This window comes from Leclercia sp. AS011, from assembly GCF_037152535.1.
Lineage (GTDB): Bacteria > Pseudomonadota > Gammaproteobacteria > Enterobacterales > Enterobacteriaceae > Enterobacter.
Genome location: NZ_JBBCMA010000001.1, coordinates 253542 through 271880, shown reverse-complemented (window position 1 = coordinate 271880; position 18339 = coordinate 253542). Strand labels below are relative to the sequence as shown.

The following is an 18339-nucleotide window of genomic DNA, read 5'->3' as shown; positions in this document are numbered from 1 at the left end:
TTTTTAAGGCCCCCAGCAGGGGCCTGATTTTCAACGAATTCGAATTAAATTCACTTAACGATCAACGCAACACCATCAGCAGCGCCAGCACCACAACCGCACCGATGCTCATGGACGCCACATACCAGCGCAGATACCCGTTCTCGCTGAACAGCAGGCCTTTACCTGCAAAGCGGGAGAGGATCGCCGGGGTGTTCATCAGTGAGTTCAGCGGATCGCGTTTAATCAGCCACGCAATGCCGAGGAAAGGTTTCACGAAGATCATGTCGTACAGCCAGTCGAAGCCCCACGCGTTGTACCACCAGGTACCCAGCAGACGTCCCGGCGCACTGTTGGCAACGGCAGTCACCAGCGTACGTTTACCGAGCCACAGCCAGGCTGCAATCAGGATGCCCGCGATAGCGACCACACCCGAGGTGATTTCAAGCGTCAGAACGTGACCGTGCTCCAGCTCGGTTGTTGCCGGCAGTACGCCCTGCAGCGGTGGCACAATCATCGCGCCAACGAAGGTGGAGAGTACCAGCAGCACAATCAGCGGCAGGTGGTGGGTGATCCCCTTCCCTGCGTGAGCGTGAATTTGTTCTTTACCGTGGAAGACGATGAAAATCATACGGAAGGTGTACAGGGAGGTCATGAATGCACCGACCAGACCCGCAACCATCAGATTGATATGACCATTCGCCATGGCGCCCGCCAGGATTTCGTCCTTACTGAAGAAGCCCGCGGTGATCAGCGGCAGTGCCGCCAGCGCCGCGCCGCCCACCAGGAAGCAGACGTAAACCAGCGGAATAGATTTGCGCAGACCGCCCATCTTGAAGATGTTCTGCTCGTGGTGGCAGGCGAGGATCACCGAACCGGACGAGAGGAACAGCAGCGCTTTAAAGAACGCGTGCGTCATCAGATGGAAAATCGCCGCGTCCCACGCCTGAACGCCCAGCGCCAGGAACATGTAGCCAATCTGGCTCATGGTGGAGTAAGCGAGAACGCGTTTGATGTCGGTTTGTACCAGCGCGGCAAAGCCTGCCAGCACCAGCGTTACCGCACCAACGATACCTACCAGGTGCAGGATTTCCGGGGTCATCAGGAACAGACCGTGGGTACGCGCAATCAGGTAAACACCGGCGGTAACCATGGTCGCGGCGTGGATCAGCGCGGAGACAGGGGTTGGACCCGCCATCGCGTCGGCAAGCCAGGTCTGCAACGGCAGCTGCGCGGATTTACCCACAGCACCACCCAGCAGCATCAGGGTTGCCCACCACAGCATGTTGTTGCCTGCTTCGAAGTGCGCCGGCGCCAGTTCCACCATTTCGCGGAAGTTCAGCGTGCCCAGTTCGTTGTAGAGAATGAACAGCGCGAAGGCGAGGAAGACGTCACCCACGCGGGTCACGACGAACGCTTTCATGGCCGCTGCGCCATTCTTCGGATCGGTGTAGTAGAAACCGATCAGCAGGTAAGAACAGAGACCCACGCCTTCCCAGCCGAGATACATCAGCAGCAGGTTATCGGCCAGCACCAGAACTACCATGCTGGCGATGAACAGGTTGGTGTAGGCGAAGAAGCGGGAGTAACCCTCTTCACCGCGCATGTACCAGGAGGCGAACATGTGGATCAGGAAGCCCACGCCGGTCACCACGGAGAGCATGGTCAGAGACAGACCATCCAGCACCAGGTTGAAGCCGATGTTGAAATCACCGACCGACATCCAGGTCCACAGCGGCACGCTGAATGGCTGACGTCCGTTGTTAAAGAAGTCGATACCCGCATACGCCGTCACCAGCGCAGCCAGACCAATAGAGCCCATGCCCACAGTGGCAGACAGATTCTCAGACCAGCGGCCGCGAGAAAACGCCAGCAGCAGGAAGCCAATCAGCGGAAAAATAATGGTTAAGGCAAGCATGTTCATCCACGCAACTCACTTACTGAATCGATGTTCAGGTTCTGGCGGCGACGGTGGAGCTGCAGTAACAGCGCCAGGCCAATACTCGCTTCGGCAGCCGCAAGGCTGATGGCGAGAATGTACATCACCTGACCATCGGTCTGGCCCCAGTAGCTACCGGCGACCACAAAGGCCAGCGCGGCAGCGTTGATCATGATCTCCAGGCCAATCAGCATAAACAGCAGATTGCGGCGGATAACCAGACCGGTTAAGCCCAGCACGAATAAAATCGCGGCGAGGATCAGTCCGTGTTGTAAAGGGATCATGCGCGTTCCTCCGTTTTTCTTTTCGCGCTGTCGTCCTTGCGGTTGCTCAGCACCTCGCCAGCACGCTCTTCGCGACCGACGTGGAAGGCGACAACCAGGCCTGCCAGCAGCAGCATCGAGGCCAGTTCAACCGCCAGTACGTATGGCCCAAACAGGGTAATACCCACCGCTTTGGCGCTGATTGGCGTACCGTCGATACCCTGGTCGTTGACACCCAGAATGGCGTAAACGATCACCGCCAGCATGATGGCCGACAGAATTGCCGGACCAATCCAAACCTGCGGTTTTAACCACTGACGTTCCTGTTCGATTTCCGAGCCGCCGAGGTTCAGCATCATCACCACAAAGACGAACAGCACCATGATGGCACCGGCGTAAACGATGATTTCAAGCGCACCGGCAAAATGTGCGCCCAGCGCAAAGAACACCCCGGAAATGGCCAGCAGCGAAATGATTAAATAGAGCAGCGCATGCACCGGGTTGGTGTGCGTAATCACTCGCAGCGTAGCCAGGATGGCGATCAGGCCACAGATATAAAAAGCGAATTCCATTGCCCCTCTCCTTACGGTAACAGGCTCTTGACGTCGATAGGCTTGGCTTCGTTCTCTGCTTCGCCCTTATCTTTGCCGTCGATTGCCATACCCGCCATCCGGTAGAAGTTATATTCCGGGTATTTGCCCGGACCGGAAATCAGCAGATCCTCTTTCTCGTACACCAGATCCTGACGCTTGTACTCGCCCAGCTCGAAGTCCGGGGTCAACTGAATCGCCGTGGTTGGGCACGCTTCTTCACACAGACCGCAGAAGATGCAGCGTGAGAAGTTAATGCGGAAGAACTCCGGGTACCAGCGACCGTCTACCGTCTCGGCTTTTTGCAGAGAGATACAGCCGACCGGACAGGCTACCGCACACAGGTTACAGGCAACGCAGCGCTCAGAACCGTCCGGATCGCGCGTCAGCACGATACGGCCACGGTAGCGCGGCGGCAGATATACCGGCTCTTCCGGGTACATCCGGGTTTCGCGTTTGGCAAACGCGTGCAGGCCGATCATCCAGATACTGCGTACCTGGGTGCCGAAACCTACCAATAATTCTTTCAAGGTCATGGTCTAAAGCCCCTTATGGCTGCTGCCAGAGAATGACAGCCGCCGTTACCAACAAGTTGACGAGCGTCAGCGGCAGGCACACTTTCCAGCCGAAGGACATTACCTGGTCATAACGTGGACGCGGTAACGCTGCGCGAATCAAAATGAACATCATCATGAAGAACGCGGTTTTCAGCGCGAACCAGATGAACGGCGGTAAGAACGGGCCATGCCAGCCGCCAAAGAACAGCGTGACCATCAGCGCGGAAATGGTGACGATACCGATGTACTCGCCCACGAAGAACAGACCGAACTTCATACCGGAATATTCGATGTGGTAACCGTCGGCCAGTTCCTGCTCGGCTTCTGGCTGGTCAAACGGGTGACGGTGACACACCGCCACGCCCGCGATCGCAAAGGTCACAAACCCAAAGAACTGCGGGATGACGTTCCAGATGTCGGCCTGGTTGTTGACGATGTCGGTCATGTTGAATGAACCGGCCTGCGCCACCACGCCCATCAGGGAGAGACCCAGGAACACTTCGTAGCTCAGGGTCTGCGCAGACGCACGCATCGCCCCCAGCAGGGAGTATTTATTGTTACTGGACCAGCCGGCGAACAGCACCGCGTAAACCGCAAGGCCTGCCATCATCAGGAAGAACAGGATCCCGATGTTCAGATCCGCTACAACCCAGGTCGGGCTGACCGGAACGATAGCAAACGCCAGCAGCAGCGAGGTAAAGGCGATCATTGGGGCCAGAGTAAAGATCACGCGATCCGAGAAGCGCGGGATCCAGTCCTCTTTAAAGAACATCTTGATCATGTCCGCGACCAGCTGGAGTGAACCACCCCAGCCCACGCGGTTCGGTCCGTAACGGTTCTGGAACAGACCGAGCAGACGACGTTCACCAAAGCTCATGAACGCGCCGCAGGTGACCACCACCAGCAGAATAACAACCGCTTTCAGGATGCTCAGCAGGATGTCGATAAGATCCGGCGTTAACCAACTCATGCTTTTGCCTCCTGCAGGTTATCAAGACGCGCACCCGCCAGTACCGGCGCGATGCCAGGCATACCCATCGGCAGACCCACCTGCCCTGCTGTCAGACCTTCAGAGATAATCAGCGGCAGGCTGATGGTCTGGCCTTCGTAGCTAAAGCTGATGTTCGCGCCTGTGTTCACGCCAAGCTTCGCGGCATCCGCCGGGTTAAGCTTGATGTACGGCTGCGGCATACGGGTCTGGAACACCGGGGAACGCTGGGACAGCTCGTCGCTACCAAACAGATGGTAGTACGGCGCAATACGCCAGTTGCCCTCTTCCGCCTGGAAGCTTGCCGGCACGGTGGAGAAGAACTCCAGACCGGTTTCGGAGGCTTCAATCAGACGCACGCCCGGATCGCCGTGACGCAGGGAACCGCCCACTTCAGCCTGGAACTTGTTCCATGCCTGCGGGGAGTTCCAGCCTGGCGCCCATGCGAATGGGATTTGTGAACGCGGTGCAGACGGCTGGTTGTTCCCTTCCATTGAGAAGGCGAACATGGTGTCTTTGTCCTGCGGCTGACGCGGTTCATGCACGCTGATGTTGGCACGCATTGCGGTACGGCCACTGTAGCGGTGCGGTTCACGGGCAAGTTTCTGGCCGCGAATACGGAAGCTCGCTTCCGGTGCCGCATCTTTAATGCCTGCCAGCTGCGGCAGTTTTGCCACGGCAGCGTCGATCACGTGGTCGAGCTGGGTCCAGTCCACTTCACGGCTCAGCACGGTGCTGTGCAGGGAGTGCAGCCAGCGCCAGCTTTCCAGCATCACAATGCTGTTGTCGTAGTAGGCCGGGTCATAAACCTGGAAGAAACGCTGAGCACGGCCTTCGTTGTTCACAACGGTACCGTCGCTTTCTGCGAAGCTTGCCGCAGAGAGCACCAGGTGCGCTTTGTCCATGATCGCTGTACGCTGATGATCAATCACCATCACCAGCGGCGCTTTGGCGAGCGCGGCATCAACGCGAGCGGCAGAAGCATGACGATGCAGATCGTTTTCCAGCACCACCACAGCGTCAGCGGCACCGGATTCCAGTTCGCTTAACGCCGCTTCCAGAGAGCCGCCGCCAATCATGCCCAGACCGATGCTGTTCACCGCACGGGCAATCATGGTCACGCCGACGTCGGCACCGCGACCTTTCAAAGCTTTAGCCACGTTGGCTGCCGCTTCGATGATCTCTGCGCTACCGGCGTTAGTTCCGGAAATGATCAGAGGTTTCTTCGCACCGGCCAGCGCCTGTACGATCACATCAACCTTGTTCTGCAGATCGCGATCCAGGCCTTCAACGGCCGGGGCGCTGTTGTCCAGCGCGTGAGCGATAGCAAAGCCAAGACGCGCCTGATCTTCAACCGGAGCACGGTAGGTCCAGGCCGCGATATCGTCCAGACGGGTGTTGTCGACGTTAGTTACAAACAGCGGATGCTTGGCGCGCTGACCGATGTTCAGGATCGCCGCGATCTGCCAGTCAGCCACTTTCTGGGCCGCTGCCATTTCACGTGCTTTACCTTTCACCGCCTGACGAACCGCCAGGGCCGCGCGAGCGCCGGTCTGGGTCAAATCTTCGCCCAGGATCAGCACAGCATCATAAGATTCGATTTCGCGCAGGGCCGGAGTATGAACTCCACCTTCGCGCAGCACTTTCAGCACCAGCTGCAGACGTTCCTGCTCGCCCTGGGCGATACCGGTGTAGAAGTTATCCGCACCCACCAGTTCACGCAGCGCGAAGTTGCTTTCGATGCTGGCGCGCGGGGAGCCGATACCGATCACTTTCTTCGACTGACGCAGAATATCTGCCGCGCCCTGCATCGCCTGCTCGGCGTTCAGGGTGATGACGTCGTCGCCACGGCGCTGAACCGGCTGACGCGGACGGTCTTTCAGGTTCACATAGCCATAGCCGAAACGACCGCGGTCGCAGAGGAAGTAGTGGTTAACGGTACCGTTGTAACGGTTTTCGATACGACGCAGTTCGCCGTAGCGTTCACCCGGGCTGGTGTTACAGCCGAGGGAACACTGCTGGCAGATGCTTGGCGCAAACTGCATGTCCCACTTACGGTTGTAACGCTCGGAGTGGGTTTTATCGGTGAAGACGCCGGTCGGGCAGATTTCCACCAGGTTACCGGAGAATTCGCTCTCCAGGGTGCCATCTTCCGGACGACCGAAGTAGACGTTGTCATGTGCGCCATAGACGCCCAGATCTTCGCCGTCGGCATAATCTTTGTAGTAACGCACGCAGCGGTAACAGGCGATGCAGCGGTTCATTTCGTGAGAGATGAACGGCCCCAGGTCCTGGTTACGGTGGGTACGCTTGGTAAAGCGATAGCGACGGAAGCTGTGCCCGGTCATCACGGTCATATCCTGAAGGTGGCAGTTACCGCCCTCTTCACAGACCGGACAATCGTGCGGGTGGTTGGTCATTAACCACTCCACCACGCTTTCACGGAACTGTTTGGCTTCCGCGTCGTCGATAGAAATAAAGGTACCTTCGGTGGCTGGTGTCATACAGGACATCACCAGGCGACCACGCGTGTCTTCCGCGTTTTGATATTGCTTCACCGCACACTGGCGGCAAGCACCGACGCTCCCCAGCGCCGGATGCCAGCAAAAATACGGAATATCAAGGCCGAGGGACAGACAAGCTTCCAGCAGGTTGTCCGCGCCGTTGACCTCGTATTCTTTGCCGTCTACATGAATCGTAGCCATTAGCATGCTTCCAGTTGGCTCGGTCGAAACCGAGCGTTAATCAAAATTCTGTTTTTACCAGCGCGCTTTCAGCAGGTTCGGCTGAATACCATTGATTGAATGGGTATTGCTGAACGGCTGCTTGATGCCTGCTTCGAATTCGTCGCGGAAATATTTAATCGCGCTTTGCAGTGGCTCGACCGCACCTGGCGCATGCGCACAGAAGGTTTTACCCGGGCCCAGGAATCGACACAGTTGCTCAAGTGTCTCGATATCGCCAGGCTGGCCTTCGCCACGTTCGATAGCACGCAGGATCTTCACGCTCCACGGCAGACCGTCACGGCACGGTGTACACCAGCCGCAGGACTCGCGGGCAAAGAACTCTTCCAGGTTACGCACCAGCGACACCATGCCGATCTCGTGGTCGACGGCCATCGCCAGCGCCGTACCCAGACGGCTGCCTGCTTTACCAATGCTTTCGAATTCCATTGGCAGGTCAAGGTGGGCTTCGGTCAGGAAGTCTGTCCCTGCCCCACCCGGCTGCCAGGCTTTGAATTTCAGACCGTCACGCATGCCGCCGGCATAGTCTTCAAGAATTTCACGTGCGGTGGTGCCAAACGGCAGTTCCCAGACGCCCGGGTTCTTCACGCGACCGGAGAAGCCCATCAGCTTGGTACCGGCATCTTTGCTTGAGGAGATGCCCTGATACCACTCCACGCCGTTAGCGAGGATCGCCGGAACGTTACACAGGGTTTCGACGTTGTTTACGCAGGTCGGTTTACCCCATACGCCGGAGCTTGCCGGGAACGGTGGCTTGGAACGCGGGTTGGCACGGCGGCCTTCCAGGGAGTTAATCAGCGCGGTCTCTTCACCGCAGATATAACGCCCGGCACCGGTGTGCACGAACAGCTCGAAGTCAAAGCCGGTGCCCAGGATGTTTTTACCCAGCAGGCCCGCTTCGGTGGCTTCGGCAATCGCGCGACGCAGGTTCTCTGCCGCTTCGATGTACTCGCCGCGCAGGAAGATGTAGCCGCGGTAGGCTTTCAGCGCAAACGCGGAGATTAGCATGCCTTCCACCAGCAGGTGTGGCAGCTGCTCCATCAGCAGGCGGTCTTTATAGGTGCCCGGCTCCATCTCATCGGCGTTACACAGCAGGTAACGGATGTTCATAGATTCGTCTTTCGGCATCAGGCTCCACTTCAGACCGGTGGAAAAGCCTGCGCCGCCGCGCCCTTTCAGGCCAGCGTCTTTAACCGCATTCACGATCTCATCCGGCGCCATACCGCCCAGGGCTTTACGCGCCCCGGCATAGCCGTTTTTGCTCTGGTATTCTTCAAGCCATACCGGCTGTTTGTCATCGCGCAGACGCCAGGTCAGCGGATGCGTCTCAGCAGTACGAATTACTGTTTTCATTTGTACTGCTCCAGCAGGTCAGGAATGGCTTCCGGCGTCAGATGGCTGTGAGTGTCCTCATCAATCATCATGGTCGGCCCCTTGTCGCAGTTACCCAGGCAGCAGGTTGGCAGCAGAGTAAAACGACCATCAAAGGTGGTCTGCCCTGGCTTGATATCGAGTTTTTTCTCGATAGCGGCCTGAATGCCCTGATAACCGGTAATGTGACAGACAACGCTGTCACAGTAGCGGATCACATGGCGGCCTACCGGCTGACGGAAGATCTGGCTGTAGAACGTGGCTACGCCTTCTACGTCACTTGCCGGGATACCCAGCACTTTTGCGATCTCGTAGATCGCCCCATCCGGCACCCAACCACGCTGTTTCTGTACGATTTTCAGCGCTTCAATGGACGCCGCACGCGGGTCTTCGTAGTGGTGCATCTCGTGCTCAATGGCGGCACGTTCTGCTTCACTCAGCTCAAAAGCCTCGGTTTGTGGTTGTTGATTCTCGTGCATAATTAGCGGTCCACATCTGACATAACAAAATCGATACTACCCAGATACACAATCAGGTCGGAGACCAGACTGCCGCGGATGGCGGCCGGGATCTGCTGCAGGTGCGCGAAGCTTGGCGTACGCACACGGGTACGGTAGCTCATGGTGCTGCCGTCGCTGGTCAGGTAGTAACTGTTGATACCCTTGGTCGCTTCGATCATCTGGAAAGATTCTTGCGCCGGCATGACCGGACCCCAGGAAACCTGTAGGAAGTGCGTGATCAGGGTTTCGATATGCTGCAGCGTGCGCTCTTTCGGTGGCGGCGTGGTCAGCGGGTGATCCGCTTTGAACGGGCCTTCCGGCATGTTGTTGAGGCACTGCTCAAGGATGCGCAGACTCTGGCGCAGCTCTTCCACTTTCAGCATCACACGGGTGTAGCAGTCGGATACACCGCCGCCAACCGGGACTTCAAAGTCGAAGTTTTCATAGCCAGAGTAAGGACGGGCTTTACGCACGTCGAAATCAATACCGGTGGCGCGTAGACCTGCTCCTGTTGTCCCCCACTCCAGCGCCTCTTTCGCGCCATAGGCTGCAACGCCTTTAGAACGGCCAATCAGGATGGTGTTACGCAGTGCGGCTTTCTCGTAAGAGGCCAGACGTTTCGGCATCCAGTCGAGGAATTCACGCAGCAGACGGTCCCAGCCGCGCGGCAGATCGTGTGCAACACCGCCGATACGGAACCAGGCCGGGTGCATACGGAAGCCGGTAATCGCTTCCACCAGATCGTAAATTTTCTGACGATCGGTAAAGGCGAAGAAGACCGGGGTCATCGCACCCACGTCCTGAATGAACGTGGAGATGTACAGCAGGTGGCTGTTGATACGGAACAGTTCTGACAGCATCACGCGAATCACGTTAACGCGATCCGGGGTGGTGATCCCCGCCAGTTTCTCAACGGCCAGCACGTATGGCATTTCGTTTACGCAGCCGCCGAGGTACTCGATACGGTCGGTATACGGAATGTAGCTGTGCCAGGACTGACGCTCGCCCATCTTCTCAGCACCACGGTGGTGGTAGCCGATGTCCGGTACGCAGTCGACAATCTCTTCGCCATCGAGCTGAAGAATAATACGGAATGCCCCGTGCGCCGACGGGTGGTTCGGACCGAGGTTGAGGAACATGAAGTCCTCGTTGTCGGTACCGCGCTTCATGCCCCAGTCTTCCGGCTTGAAGGTCAGCGCTTCCATCTCCAGATCCTGTTTGGCTTTGGTCAGCTCAAACGGGTCGAATTCGGTGGCGCGCGCCGGGTAGTCTTTACGCAGCGGGTGACCGGTCCAGGTAGGTGGCATCATGATGCGCGTCAGGTGCGGGTGACCGTCGAAGGTCATGCCAAACATTTCCCAGGTCTCACGCTCATACCAGTTTGCGTTCGGGAAAAGTTTCGTCAGCGTCGGCAGATGCATGTCGTTTTCAGACAATGCCACCTTGAGCATGATATCCGTGTTGCGGTCTATTGAGATCAGGTGGTAGAAAACGGAAAAATCCGCAGCAGGGAGACCCTGGCGGTGAGTTCGCAGACGTTCGTCCATGCCGTGTAAGTCAAACAGCATGACGTAAGGCTTAGGTAATTTCTTGAGGAAATCAACCACTTCCAGCAACTGCTCACGCTTCACCCAAACAACGGGTACCCCGGTGCGGGTGGCCTGAACAGTAAAGGCATCCGGCCCAAAACGGTTGCGCAGTTCGCCGATGACCGGGTCATCCAGATGATCCCGTGTTTGCCAGGCGGCGTCTTGCGCGGTTAAGTCGGTCATAGTGTTCACCATTGCAAAAGGTCCGTGGTGACTGTCGGGCGTGGCTTCGCGCTATTTGAATAGTGATATGCGAAGGTTATCTCCATGCCCACAGGCGCAAATTAAATTTCGTCTGGTGTACGCAGATTAGTCACTGCAATACGTTCGCCGCGTTTACGCTCGCGCTCGGACTGCATGTTTGCGCGATACACGCCCTGGTCGCCCACGACCCAGGAGAGCGGACGGCGTTCTTTGCCAATCGACTCCTGCAACAGCATCAGAGCCTGCATGTAGGCTTCAGGACGCGGCGGGCAACCCGGAATGTAAACGTCCACCGGGATGAACTTATCTACACCTTGCACGACTGAATAAATGTCGTACATGCCGCCAGAGTTTGCACAAGCACCCATGGAGATAACCCATTTTGGCTCGAGCATCTGGTCGTACAGACGCTGAATGACCGGCGCCATTTTGGTAAAGCAGGTACCCGCGACCACCATCAGGTCAGCCTGACGCGGAGAGGCACGCAGTACTTCTGCACCAAAACGCGCAACGTCATGCACCGCAGTGAATGACGTCACCATTTCAACGTAGCAGCAAGAAAGGCCAAAGTTGTATGGCCAGATGGAGTTCTTACGACCCCAATTGACCATATCGTGCATGGCATTTTCGAGCTTGCCCATGTACACGCTTTTATTGACTTCTTGCTCCAGGGGGTCGGTTACGATCTCCTGCTTTTGCAGGGGGTAACGGTCATTCTCACCGTTAGGATCTATGCGGGTGAGCGTATAATCCATCTTATTGCCTCGCTGTTACTGCTGACGATTAGAGATACTGTTTTCCGGGTTGATACGTTCACGGCGTGAACGTGCAGGTGTCCAGTCCAGCGCGCCAATACGCACCAGATAAACCAGACCGGCCAGTAACACTAAAATGAAAATTGCGGCCTCGACAAAGCCTACCCAGCCACTCTCACGAATGGAGGTCGACCATGCGAACAGGTAAAGCGCTTCCACGTCAAAGATGACGAAGAACATGGCCACCAGATAGAACTTGGCGGACAGGCGTAAACGCGCAGTACCTACCGAATCGATACCCGATTCAAATGGCGTGTTTTTGTGCCTTGCCCGGGCGCGACCGCCGAGGAACCAGCCGCCGACTAGCATCAGGCAGCACAGGCCAATGGCTACGATAAGAAAGATTGCGAATGCCCAGTGATGAGCGATGACTTCTGTGGATGTTGACATACTCATTGCTTACTCATCAAAAGTGATACCTGAAAACCCTGCTCTTTCTGGCAGATGGGCATCACATCGATTCATGGGGAGGAACAAATAACCGTACACTAACTGTCGAAAAATGAGACATAGACAGCAAAATGATGTGGTTTTTTACTCCTTTCTATAACCTTTTGTCAACTTTAACAAAAGTTTCTTCACATTAGATTACATTGTTCGAACTTCATTAACATTTAATGCCCTTTATCCTCAAAAAACGGTGAGGCGCGTTCCGGCGTTGGGGTGTTGAATCGAGTCCGTAGTGATCTAACACAAAGATTACCCGCCTATTTTGACAGGATTTGCCGACGATTCCTCCCCCCAAAGAGGAGTATTTTCTTGATCTGTGACACGCTTTTGTTAATTCAATCAAAAAAACGGCAACATCTTTGCTGCTTTTTTAACATGCCCATTGACATTGGATAGAAGCGGGAGAACGGGATGGGCACTGTGGATTTGATAACTATCAAATTGATAACCCACAAGATTGTTAAACACTAAAGGTAAACTGCGCGGATACAGATGCAAAAAAGGAACCACTTTGCTGGTCATCAGCCACCGTGGTCCCTTTTCTTTGGAACAATTGTTATCAGATTATTAGTGATTCGTTTATTCGAAATCGCGCTCAATCACCAGGGGGTCATCCCCCCCTTCCGGGGTAACATTATTGTACTGCCAGGGATTATGGTAGTTTTCCATGGCGTTAAAAATGGTCTGCGCCAGTTCATTGTTGCTGAGCGGATTGTGACACAGCATGTACTCTGTATCCGGCAGCGCAGGCAATCCATCCGCACTGCCCAATACGCGTAAATCCGGGCTCATCATCTCAACCGGCCGCGCCGTCACGCCAAGCCCCGCTTTAACCGCCGCGCGAACCGCAGGCAGCGTAGAGGCGACATAGGCAAGTCGCCATGGCACGTTGGCGGCGTTAAGCGTGGCCAGCACGATGTCGCGGAACGGGCTGGGATCGTCCAGCAGCACCAGCGGAACCGGCTCGCCGCGCTGCAGAGAAAATTCTGCGGCACAGTACCAGTGGGTCGGTGACGTACGCAGCGTCAGGCTCTCAAACTGGCCGGTGCGGTGGGTAGTGACCACCAGATCGACCTCCTGCTCCTGCAGCATATCAACCATAAAGGCATTGCGTTTAACCCTGACGTCCAGCGCAAGCTTCGGATAAACCGAACTGATACGATTGAGCAGGAACGGCAGAATGGTATCGGCCGACTCATCAGACGCGCCTAAGGTTAAGACACCCTGCAGATTACTAAACATTAGGGATGTACATGCTTCATCATTGAAGCGCAGGATCTTTCTGGCGTAACCCAGCAGCTGAATTCCGTGTTCCGTTAACAGCTTATTGCGACCATGACGGGCAAAAAGCTCTTTACCCACCAGTTGCTCCAGTCGTTGCATTTGTTGACTGACCGCAGATTGGGTACGGCAAACGGCGGCCGCGGCAGCAGCAAAGGTGTTCAGATCGGCGACCGCCACAAAGGTTCTCAGCAGATCGAGGTCGAGATTCAGTATCGGACGATTTGCATTAATCATATCTTTTCACTTACAGGTTGCTCATACGGAGCTGCCCCGGGTTTAAGCTGTGTGCGTAAAAGTAATACAGTTCCTTCTGAACAAGATCTTCTGACGTCCCGGTCTGGCAGTGTGCCTGCATAATGTAATTGTGCTGGGTATATCAGTGGTCAGAAACAACTTATCTGACGATATTTTTATTCTCAAAAGCGATCGAGATATATAGATGTTTGCTGGATGATGTAAATTCGATTAAAGAAGATGCATTTCCAACGTCAACTTTATCGCAGTACAGGTTAAGCAGCAATGATGTTACTTAGGTTCTCAGGGCAGAGATAATTCTAACAATAACAATAAACTATTAAAGGTCCAGGCATCAAGACCCGCAGTGGCCTGTTATCTCTCCTCGCTAAACCCGAAGCCATCTTACCCTAAAACCTTTTTATTTATAAGTCTTATTGCGTTTTCAGTGATTTAACCTGGTTGATAACTCGCTAAACTAATTTTATTTATATTAACGAAAGTTGCGATTTCGCCTTTATTTGGAAATAACCAATAATTCAACCTGACCTTAATGATTAATTATACTTAACAGTATTTTCACACGGACAACCTTTATTTAAAGAGGCAGGCAAGTAAACGCTACTGCATTTCATTCAGCTTTTACGAAAAGTTCCTGAAGGAAACTGTAGCACTGCCCCCCTAAGTCACTCAATACGCGGCTTTTTTACAGCGTAAAATCCATTTTAATACGCAACAACCAAAATAAATCACCAAATAACAACAAAAATATGGCCTTAAAAATGCAACCAAACTTAAAAAAGAGTTAAAAACTTCAATGTTACTTTTTGGGAATCAACAAAATCTTCTTCTGCCAACGCTTCAAAATCGGCCAAGCGAGGAGTACATTGTTTCGTGCTGACTTCCACGGCAGGAAGTAGCAATAACAGCGAAAAGGTCAAAGATTCATGTCACCCATCGAAAAATCCAGCAAGTTAGATAACGTTTGTTACGACATTCGTGGCCCGGTTCTTAAAGAGGCAAAGCGTCTCGAAGAAGAAGGTAATAAAGTACTTAAGCTCAATATCGGCAACCCGGCGCCATTTGGTTTTGATGCACCGGATGAAATTCTGGTTGATGTGATCCGCAACCTGCCGACGGCGCAAGGCTACAGCGACTCCAAAGGTCTCTACTCTGCCCGTAAAGCCATCATGCAGCACTATCAGGCGCAGGGCATGCGCGATGTGACTGTAGAAGATATCTATATTGGTAACGGTGTTTCCGAGCTGATCGTCCAGGCGATGCAGGCCCTGCTGAACAGCGGCGATGAAATGCTGGTTCCCGCTCCGGATTACCCGCTCTGGACCGCTGCGGTATCGCTTTCCAGCGGTAAAGCAGTGCATTACCTGTGTGATGAGTCAGCTGACTGGTTCCCGGATCTGGATGATATCCGCGCTAAAATTACCCCGCGTACCCGTGGGATCGTCATCATTAACCCGAACAACCCGACCGGCGCTGTCTATTCCAAAGAGCTGCTGCTGGAGATTGTCGAGCTGGCCCGCCAGCATAACCTGATCATCTTCGCAGACGAGATTTACGACAAAATTTTGTACGACGCGGCACAGCATCACTGCATCGCCGCGCTGGCACCGGATCTGCTGACCGTAACCTTTAACGGCCTGTCGAAAACCTACCGTGTCGCCGGTTTCCGTCAGGGCTGGATGGTGCTGAACGGGCCGAAGAAACACGCCCGAGGCTATATCGAAGGTCTGGAGATGCTGGCCTCGATGCGCCTGTGCGCCAACGTCCCGGCCCAGCATGCGATCCAGACGGCGCTGGGTGGCTATCAGAGCATCAGTGAATTTATCGTACCCGGTGGGCGTCTGTATGAGCAGCGTCAACGCGCATGGGAGCTCATCAACGATATTCCGGGCGTCTCCTGCGTGAAGCCAAACGGCGCGCTCTATATGTTCCCGAAAATTGATATCAAGCGCTTCAACATCTTTGACGACCAGAAGATGGTGCTCGACTTCCTGCTGCAGGAAAAAGTGCTGCTGGTGCAGGGTACCGCATTCAACTGGCCGTGGCCGGACCACGTGCGCATCGTTACGCTGCCGCGTGAGGATGAGCTGGAGATGGCCATCAGCCGCTTCGGCCGTTTCCTCGGCGGCTACCATCAGTAACGACTTTAATGCCGGGTGGCGCTTCGCTTACCCGGCCTACAAAAACCCGCATTTGCATCTCACTTCCCCTCCCCTCACAATGAAACCTGTCGCTGTGCAAGCCAAAAGGTAACTTATGAGTCAGAGTCATTTCTTCGCCCATCTTTCCCGCCTCAAACTGATTAACCGCTGGCCGCTGATGCGTAACGTGCGCACCGAGAATGTCTCCGAGCATAGCCTGCAGGTTGCTATGGTCGCCCACGCGCTGGCGGCGATCAAAAACCGCAAGTTCAACGGTCAGGTCAATGCCGAACGTATCGCCCTGCTGGCGATGTACCATGATGCCTCCGAGGTGCTGACGGGCGACCTGCCAACCCCGGTGAAATACTTCAATTCGCAAATTGCTCAGGAGTACAAAGCGATTGAAAAAATCGCCCAGCAAAAGCTGGTCGATATGGTGCCGGATGAGCTGCGGGATATCTTCGAGCCGCTGATTGACGAGCAGAGCTACAGCGAAGAGGAGCGTTTGATTGTCAAGCAGGCCGACGCGCTCTGCGCCTACCTGAAATGTCTGGAAGAGCTCTCTGCCGGCAATCACGAGTTTTTACTGGCCAAAACCCGCCTGGAAAAGACGCTCGAAGCGCGCCGCAGCGAGGAGATGGACTACTTTATGGAAATGTTTGTCCCGAGCTTCCAGCTGTCGCTGGATGAGATCAGTCAGGATTCACCGTTGTAGTTTTTGCCGGGTGGCGGCTGCGCCTTACCCGGCCTACCACACCGTAGGCCCGGCAAGCGTAGCGCCGCCGGGCAAGACTATCAGAACGGAAATAACACCGGGATCATCACCACGCACACCACCATCACCAGGATCGTGAAGGGGACGCCGAGCTTCACGAAGTCGCTGAAGGTATATTTACCCGGCCCCAGCACCAGGGTATTCACCGGGGATGAGACCGGGGTCATAAAGGCGGCAGAGGCGGCCATCGCCACCATCATCGCAAACGGATAAGGCGATACCCCCATCGATTTTGCCATCGCCAGCGCAATAGGCGCCATCAGCACCGCGGTCGCGGTATTGGAGATAAACAGCCCGATGGTGGCGCACATGATAAACAGACACATCAGCATCATATAAGGGCCGTAACCGCCCCCCAGCTCCATTAACCCTTTCACTACCAAATCCACCCCGCCGGTTTTTTGCAGCGCCAGCGCAAAGGGCATCATGCCGACAATCAAAATGATGCTCGGCCAGTGGATCGCTTTGTAAGCGCTTTCAGCGTCGATGCAGCGGAATTTCCCCATCAGCAGGCAGGCAACGATCGCCGCCACCGGGTTCGGGATCTCATCGGTCAGCATCAGGGCGACCATCAGCACCAGACAAAAAATGGCGTGCGGCGCCTGGCTGTGGGCGGGAGACGCATCGCTGACCTCGATGGGTAAGTTCAGCACCACGAAGTCGCGTCCTCGCTGCCCCAGTTGGGTGATCAGCTTCCAGTTGCCCACCACCAGGAAGATATCCCCCAGCGCCAGGGGTTCATCCACCACCGAGCCATCCATCGCCACGCCGTCGCGTTTTAACCCTACGACGTTTAAACCGTAACGGGTACGAAAGCCGATTTCGCGGATGGTTTTGCCGAGCAGCTCCGACTCGGGGATCAGCGACACTTCTGCCATCCCCACATCCAGCGCCTGATCGGAGAAGTACTCGCCGCGCAGGACCATCGGCTCCAGCAGCTGCTCGCTGCAAAAATCGCGCAGATCGACATCCGCGGAGGACATATCAATCAGCAGCACGTCCCGGGCGCGAAACTCCGATACGCCGTTAACGTTGACGATAACCCGGCGAAAACGACGCCAGCGTTCCACCCCGATGACGTTGGCCCCGTAGCGTTCGCGGAGTTTCAGATCGTCCAGGCGCTGGCCAATCAGCGGCGAGCCGGGGCGGATCGCCAGACGACGGGCCCGCCCGGTGAGACGATACTCTTTAATCAGATCGCGGAAGGTGCGGCGCTTCCAGCCGTCGCGAGGTTTATCCTGCTTATCGCTTTTCAGGGCAAAGCGGGTCAGCAGCATATAAATAATACCCAGCACGAGGATCACCAGCCCCAGCGGCGTCACGCTAAAGAAGCTGAAGCCTTCCAGGCCTTCGCGCAGCAGTTCACTGTTGACCACCAGGTTCGGCGGCGTGGCCACCAGCGTCATCATACCGCTGATAAGGCCGGCGAAGCTGAGCGGCATCATCAGGCGTGACGGTGAGATCTGCATGCGCATGGAGACGCTCAGTACCACCGGAATAAAGATCGCCACCACCCCGGTGGAGCTCATAAAGGCCCCCAGCCCGGCGACGGTCAGCATCAGGAAGACCAGCATTTTGGTTTCGCTGTTGCCCGCCACGCTAACCAGCCAGGAGCCCATGCTGGTCGCCACGCCGGTACGCACCAGGCCGTCACCGATGATAAACAGGGCGGCAATTAAGATAACGTTGGGATCGCTAAAGCCGGAGAAGGCTTCCGTGAGGGTTAGGGTACCGCTGAGCACAAAGGCCACAATCACCAGCAGGGCCACGGCATCCATGCGGACTTTGCCGGTCGCAAACAGAATAATCGCGATAAGGAGCAGGCTTAAAACCCAAATAAGTTCACCGTTCAAAACAGATCCTTGTCAGAAGAGAGTGAAGCCGATAGTGCCATA

General features: G+C 55.5%; 16 protein-coding genes. 2 read left to right on the top strand and 14 right to left on the bottom strand.

Annotation, left to right across the window (positions count from 1 at the left end; genetic code table 11):
* Positions 1-61: 61 nt before the first annotated feature.
* The 13 genes from nuoL to lrhA all read right to left on the bottom strand — a co-directional run bounded on the left by nuoL (position 62) and on the right by lrhA (position 13507).
* Positions 62-1903, bottom strand: a complete 1842-nt coding sequence (nuoL, locus tag WFO70_RS01250; protein WP_337014226.1) for an NADH-quinone oxidoreductase subunit L — start codon at positions 1901-1903, stop codon at positions 62-64.
* On the bottom strand, positions 1900-2202 hold the full coding sequence (gene nuoK, locus WFO70_RS01245; RefSeq protein ID WP_032612773.1) for an NADH-quinone oxidoreductase subunit NuoK: 303 nt from the start codon (positions 2200-2202) through the stop codon (positions 1900-1902). Before nuoK ends, nuoL begins: the two co-directional genes overlap by 4 nt.
* On the bottom strand, positions 2199-2753 hold the full coding sequence (nuoJ, locus tag WFO70_RS01240; RefSeq protein WP_106996022.1) for an NADH-quinone oxidoreductase subunit J: 555 nt from the start codon (positions 2751-2753) through the stop codon (positions 2199-2201). Before nuoJ ends, nuoK begins: the two co-directional genes overlap by 4 nt.
* 11 nt (positions 2754-2764) lie before the next feature.
* Positions 2765-3307, bottom strand: coding sequence for an NADH-quinone oxidoreductase subunit NuoI (gene nuoI, locus WFO70_RS01235; protein WP_003861491.1), 543 nt, complete (start codon positions 3305-3307; stop codon positions 2765-2767).
* A 13-nt stretch (positions 3308-3320) separates the two neighbouring features.
* Positions 3321-4298: an NADH-quinone oxidoreductase subunit NuoH gene (gene nuoH / locus WFO70_RS01230; protein WP_039030977.1), complete on the bottom strand. Its 978-nt coding sequence runs from the start codon at positions 4296-4298 to the stop codon at positions 3321-3323.
* Positions 4295-7021, bottom strand: a complete 2727-nt coding sequence (gene nuoG, locus WFO70_RS01225; protein ID WP_337014220.1) for an NADH-quinone oxidoreductase subunit NuoG — start codon at positions 7019-7021, stop codon at positions 4295-4297. The genes nuoH and nuoG overlap by 4 nt, the downstream gene beginning before the upstream one ends.
* Before the next feature lie 54 nt (positions 7022-7075).
* A complete protein-coding gene (nuoF, locus tag WFO70_RS01220) occupies positions 7076-8413 on the bottom strand; it encodes an NADH-quinone oxidoreductase subunit NuoF (RefSeq protein WP_032612781.1) in 1338 nt (445 codons plus the stop codon).
* On the bottom strand, positions 8410-8910 hold the full coding sequence (gene nuoE / locus WFO70_RS01215) for an NADH-quinone oxidoreductase subunit NuoE (RefSeq protein ID WP_014071107.1): 501 nt from the start codon (positions 8908-8910) through the stop codon (positions 8410-8412). Before nuoE ends, nuoF begins: the two co-directional genes overlap by 4 nt.
* Before the next feature lie 2 nt (positions 8911-8912).
* Positions 8913-10715 (bottom strand): NADH-quinone oxidoreductase subunit C/D, encoded by a 1803-nt coding sequence (gene nuoC, locus WFO70_RS01210; protein WP_114144824.1) that lies wholly within the window; start codon positions 10713-10715, stop codon positions 8913-8915.
* Between the two features lie 89 nt (positions 10716-10804).
* The gene (gene nuoB, locus WFO70_RS01205; RefSeq protein WP_032612787.1) at positions 10805-11479 is read right to left on the bottom strand and encodes an NADH-quinone oxidoreductase subunit NuoB; all 675 of its coding nucleotides are present in this window, start codon (positions 11477-11479) and stop codon (positions 10805-10807) included.
* 15 nt (positions 11480-11494) lie between these two features.
* Entirely contained in the window at positions 11495-11935 is a 441-nt protein-coding gene (gene nuoA, locus WFO70_RS01200) for an NADH-quinone oxidoreductase subunit NuoA (RefSeq protein WP_032612789.1), read from the bottom strand.
* Between the two features lie 393 nt (positions 11936-12328).
* Positions 12329-12511: a hypothetical protein gene (locus WFO70_RS01195; RefSeq protein WP_337014218.1), complete on the bottom strand. Its 183-nt coding sequence runs from the start codon at positions 12509-12511 to the stop codon at positions 12329-12331.
* Positions 12512-12568: 57 nt separating this feature from the next.
* Entirely contained in the window at positions 12569-13507 is a 939-nt protein-coding gene (gene lrhA / locus WFO70_RS01190) for a transcriptional regulator LrhA (RefSeq protein WP_337014216.1), read from the bottom strand.
* Positions 13508-14454: 947 nt separating this feature from the next.
* On the opposite strand from lrhA, the gene WFO70_RS01185 reads away from it, so the two are divergent.
* On the top strand, positions 14455-15669 hold the full coding sequence (locus WFO70_RS01185; RefSeq protein ID WP_262663472.1) for a pyridoxal phosphate-dependent aminotransferase: 1215 nt from the start codon (positions 14455-14457) through the stop codon (positions 15667-15669).
* Positions 15670-15784: 115 nt separating this feature from the next.
* Positions 15785-16384, top strand: a complete 600-nt coding sequence (gene yfbR / locus WFO70_RS01180) for a 5'-deoxynucleotidase (protein WP_337014213.1) — start codon at positions 15785-15787, stop codon at positions 16382-16384.
* An 80-nt stretch (positions 16385-16464) separates the two neighbouring features.
* Here the strand turns inward: yfbR and WFO70_RS01175 are convergent, their stop codons facing one another.
* Complete coding sequence (locus tag WFO70_RS01175) at positions 16465-18297, bottom strand: SLC13 family permease (protein ID WP_337014211.1); 1833 nt, start codon at positions 18295-18297, stop codon at positions 16465-16467.
* Between the last annotated feature and the right edge of the window lie 42 nt (positions 18298-18339).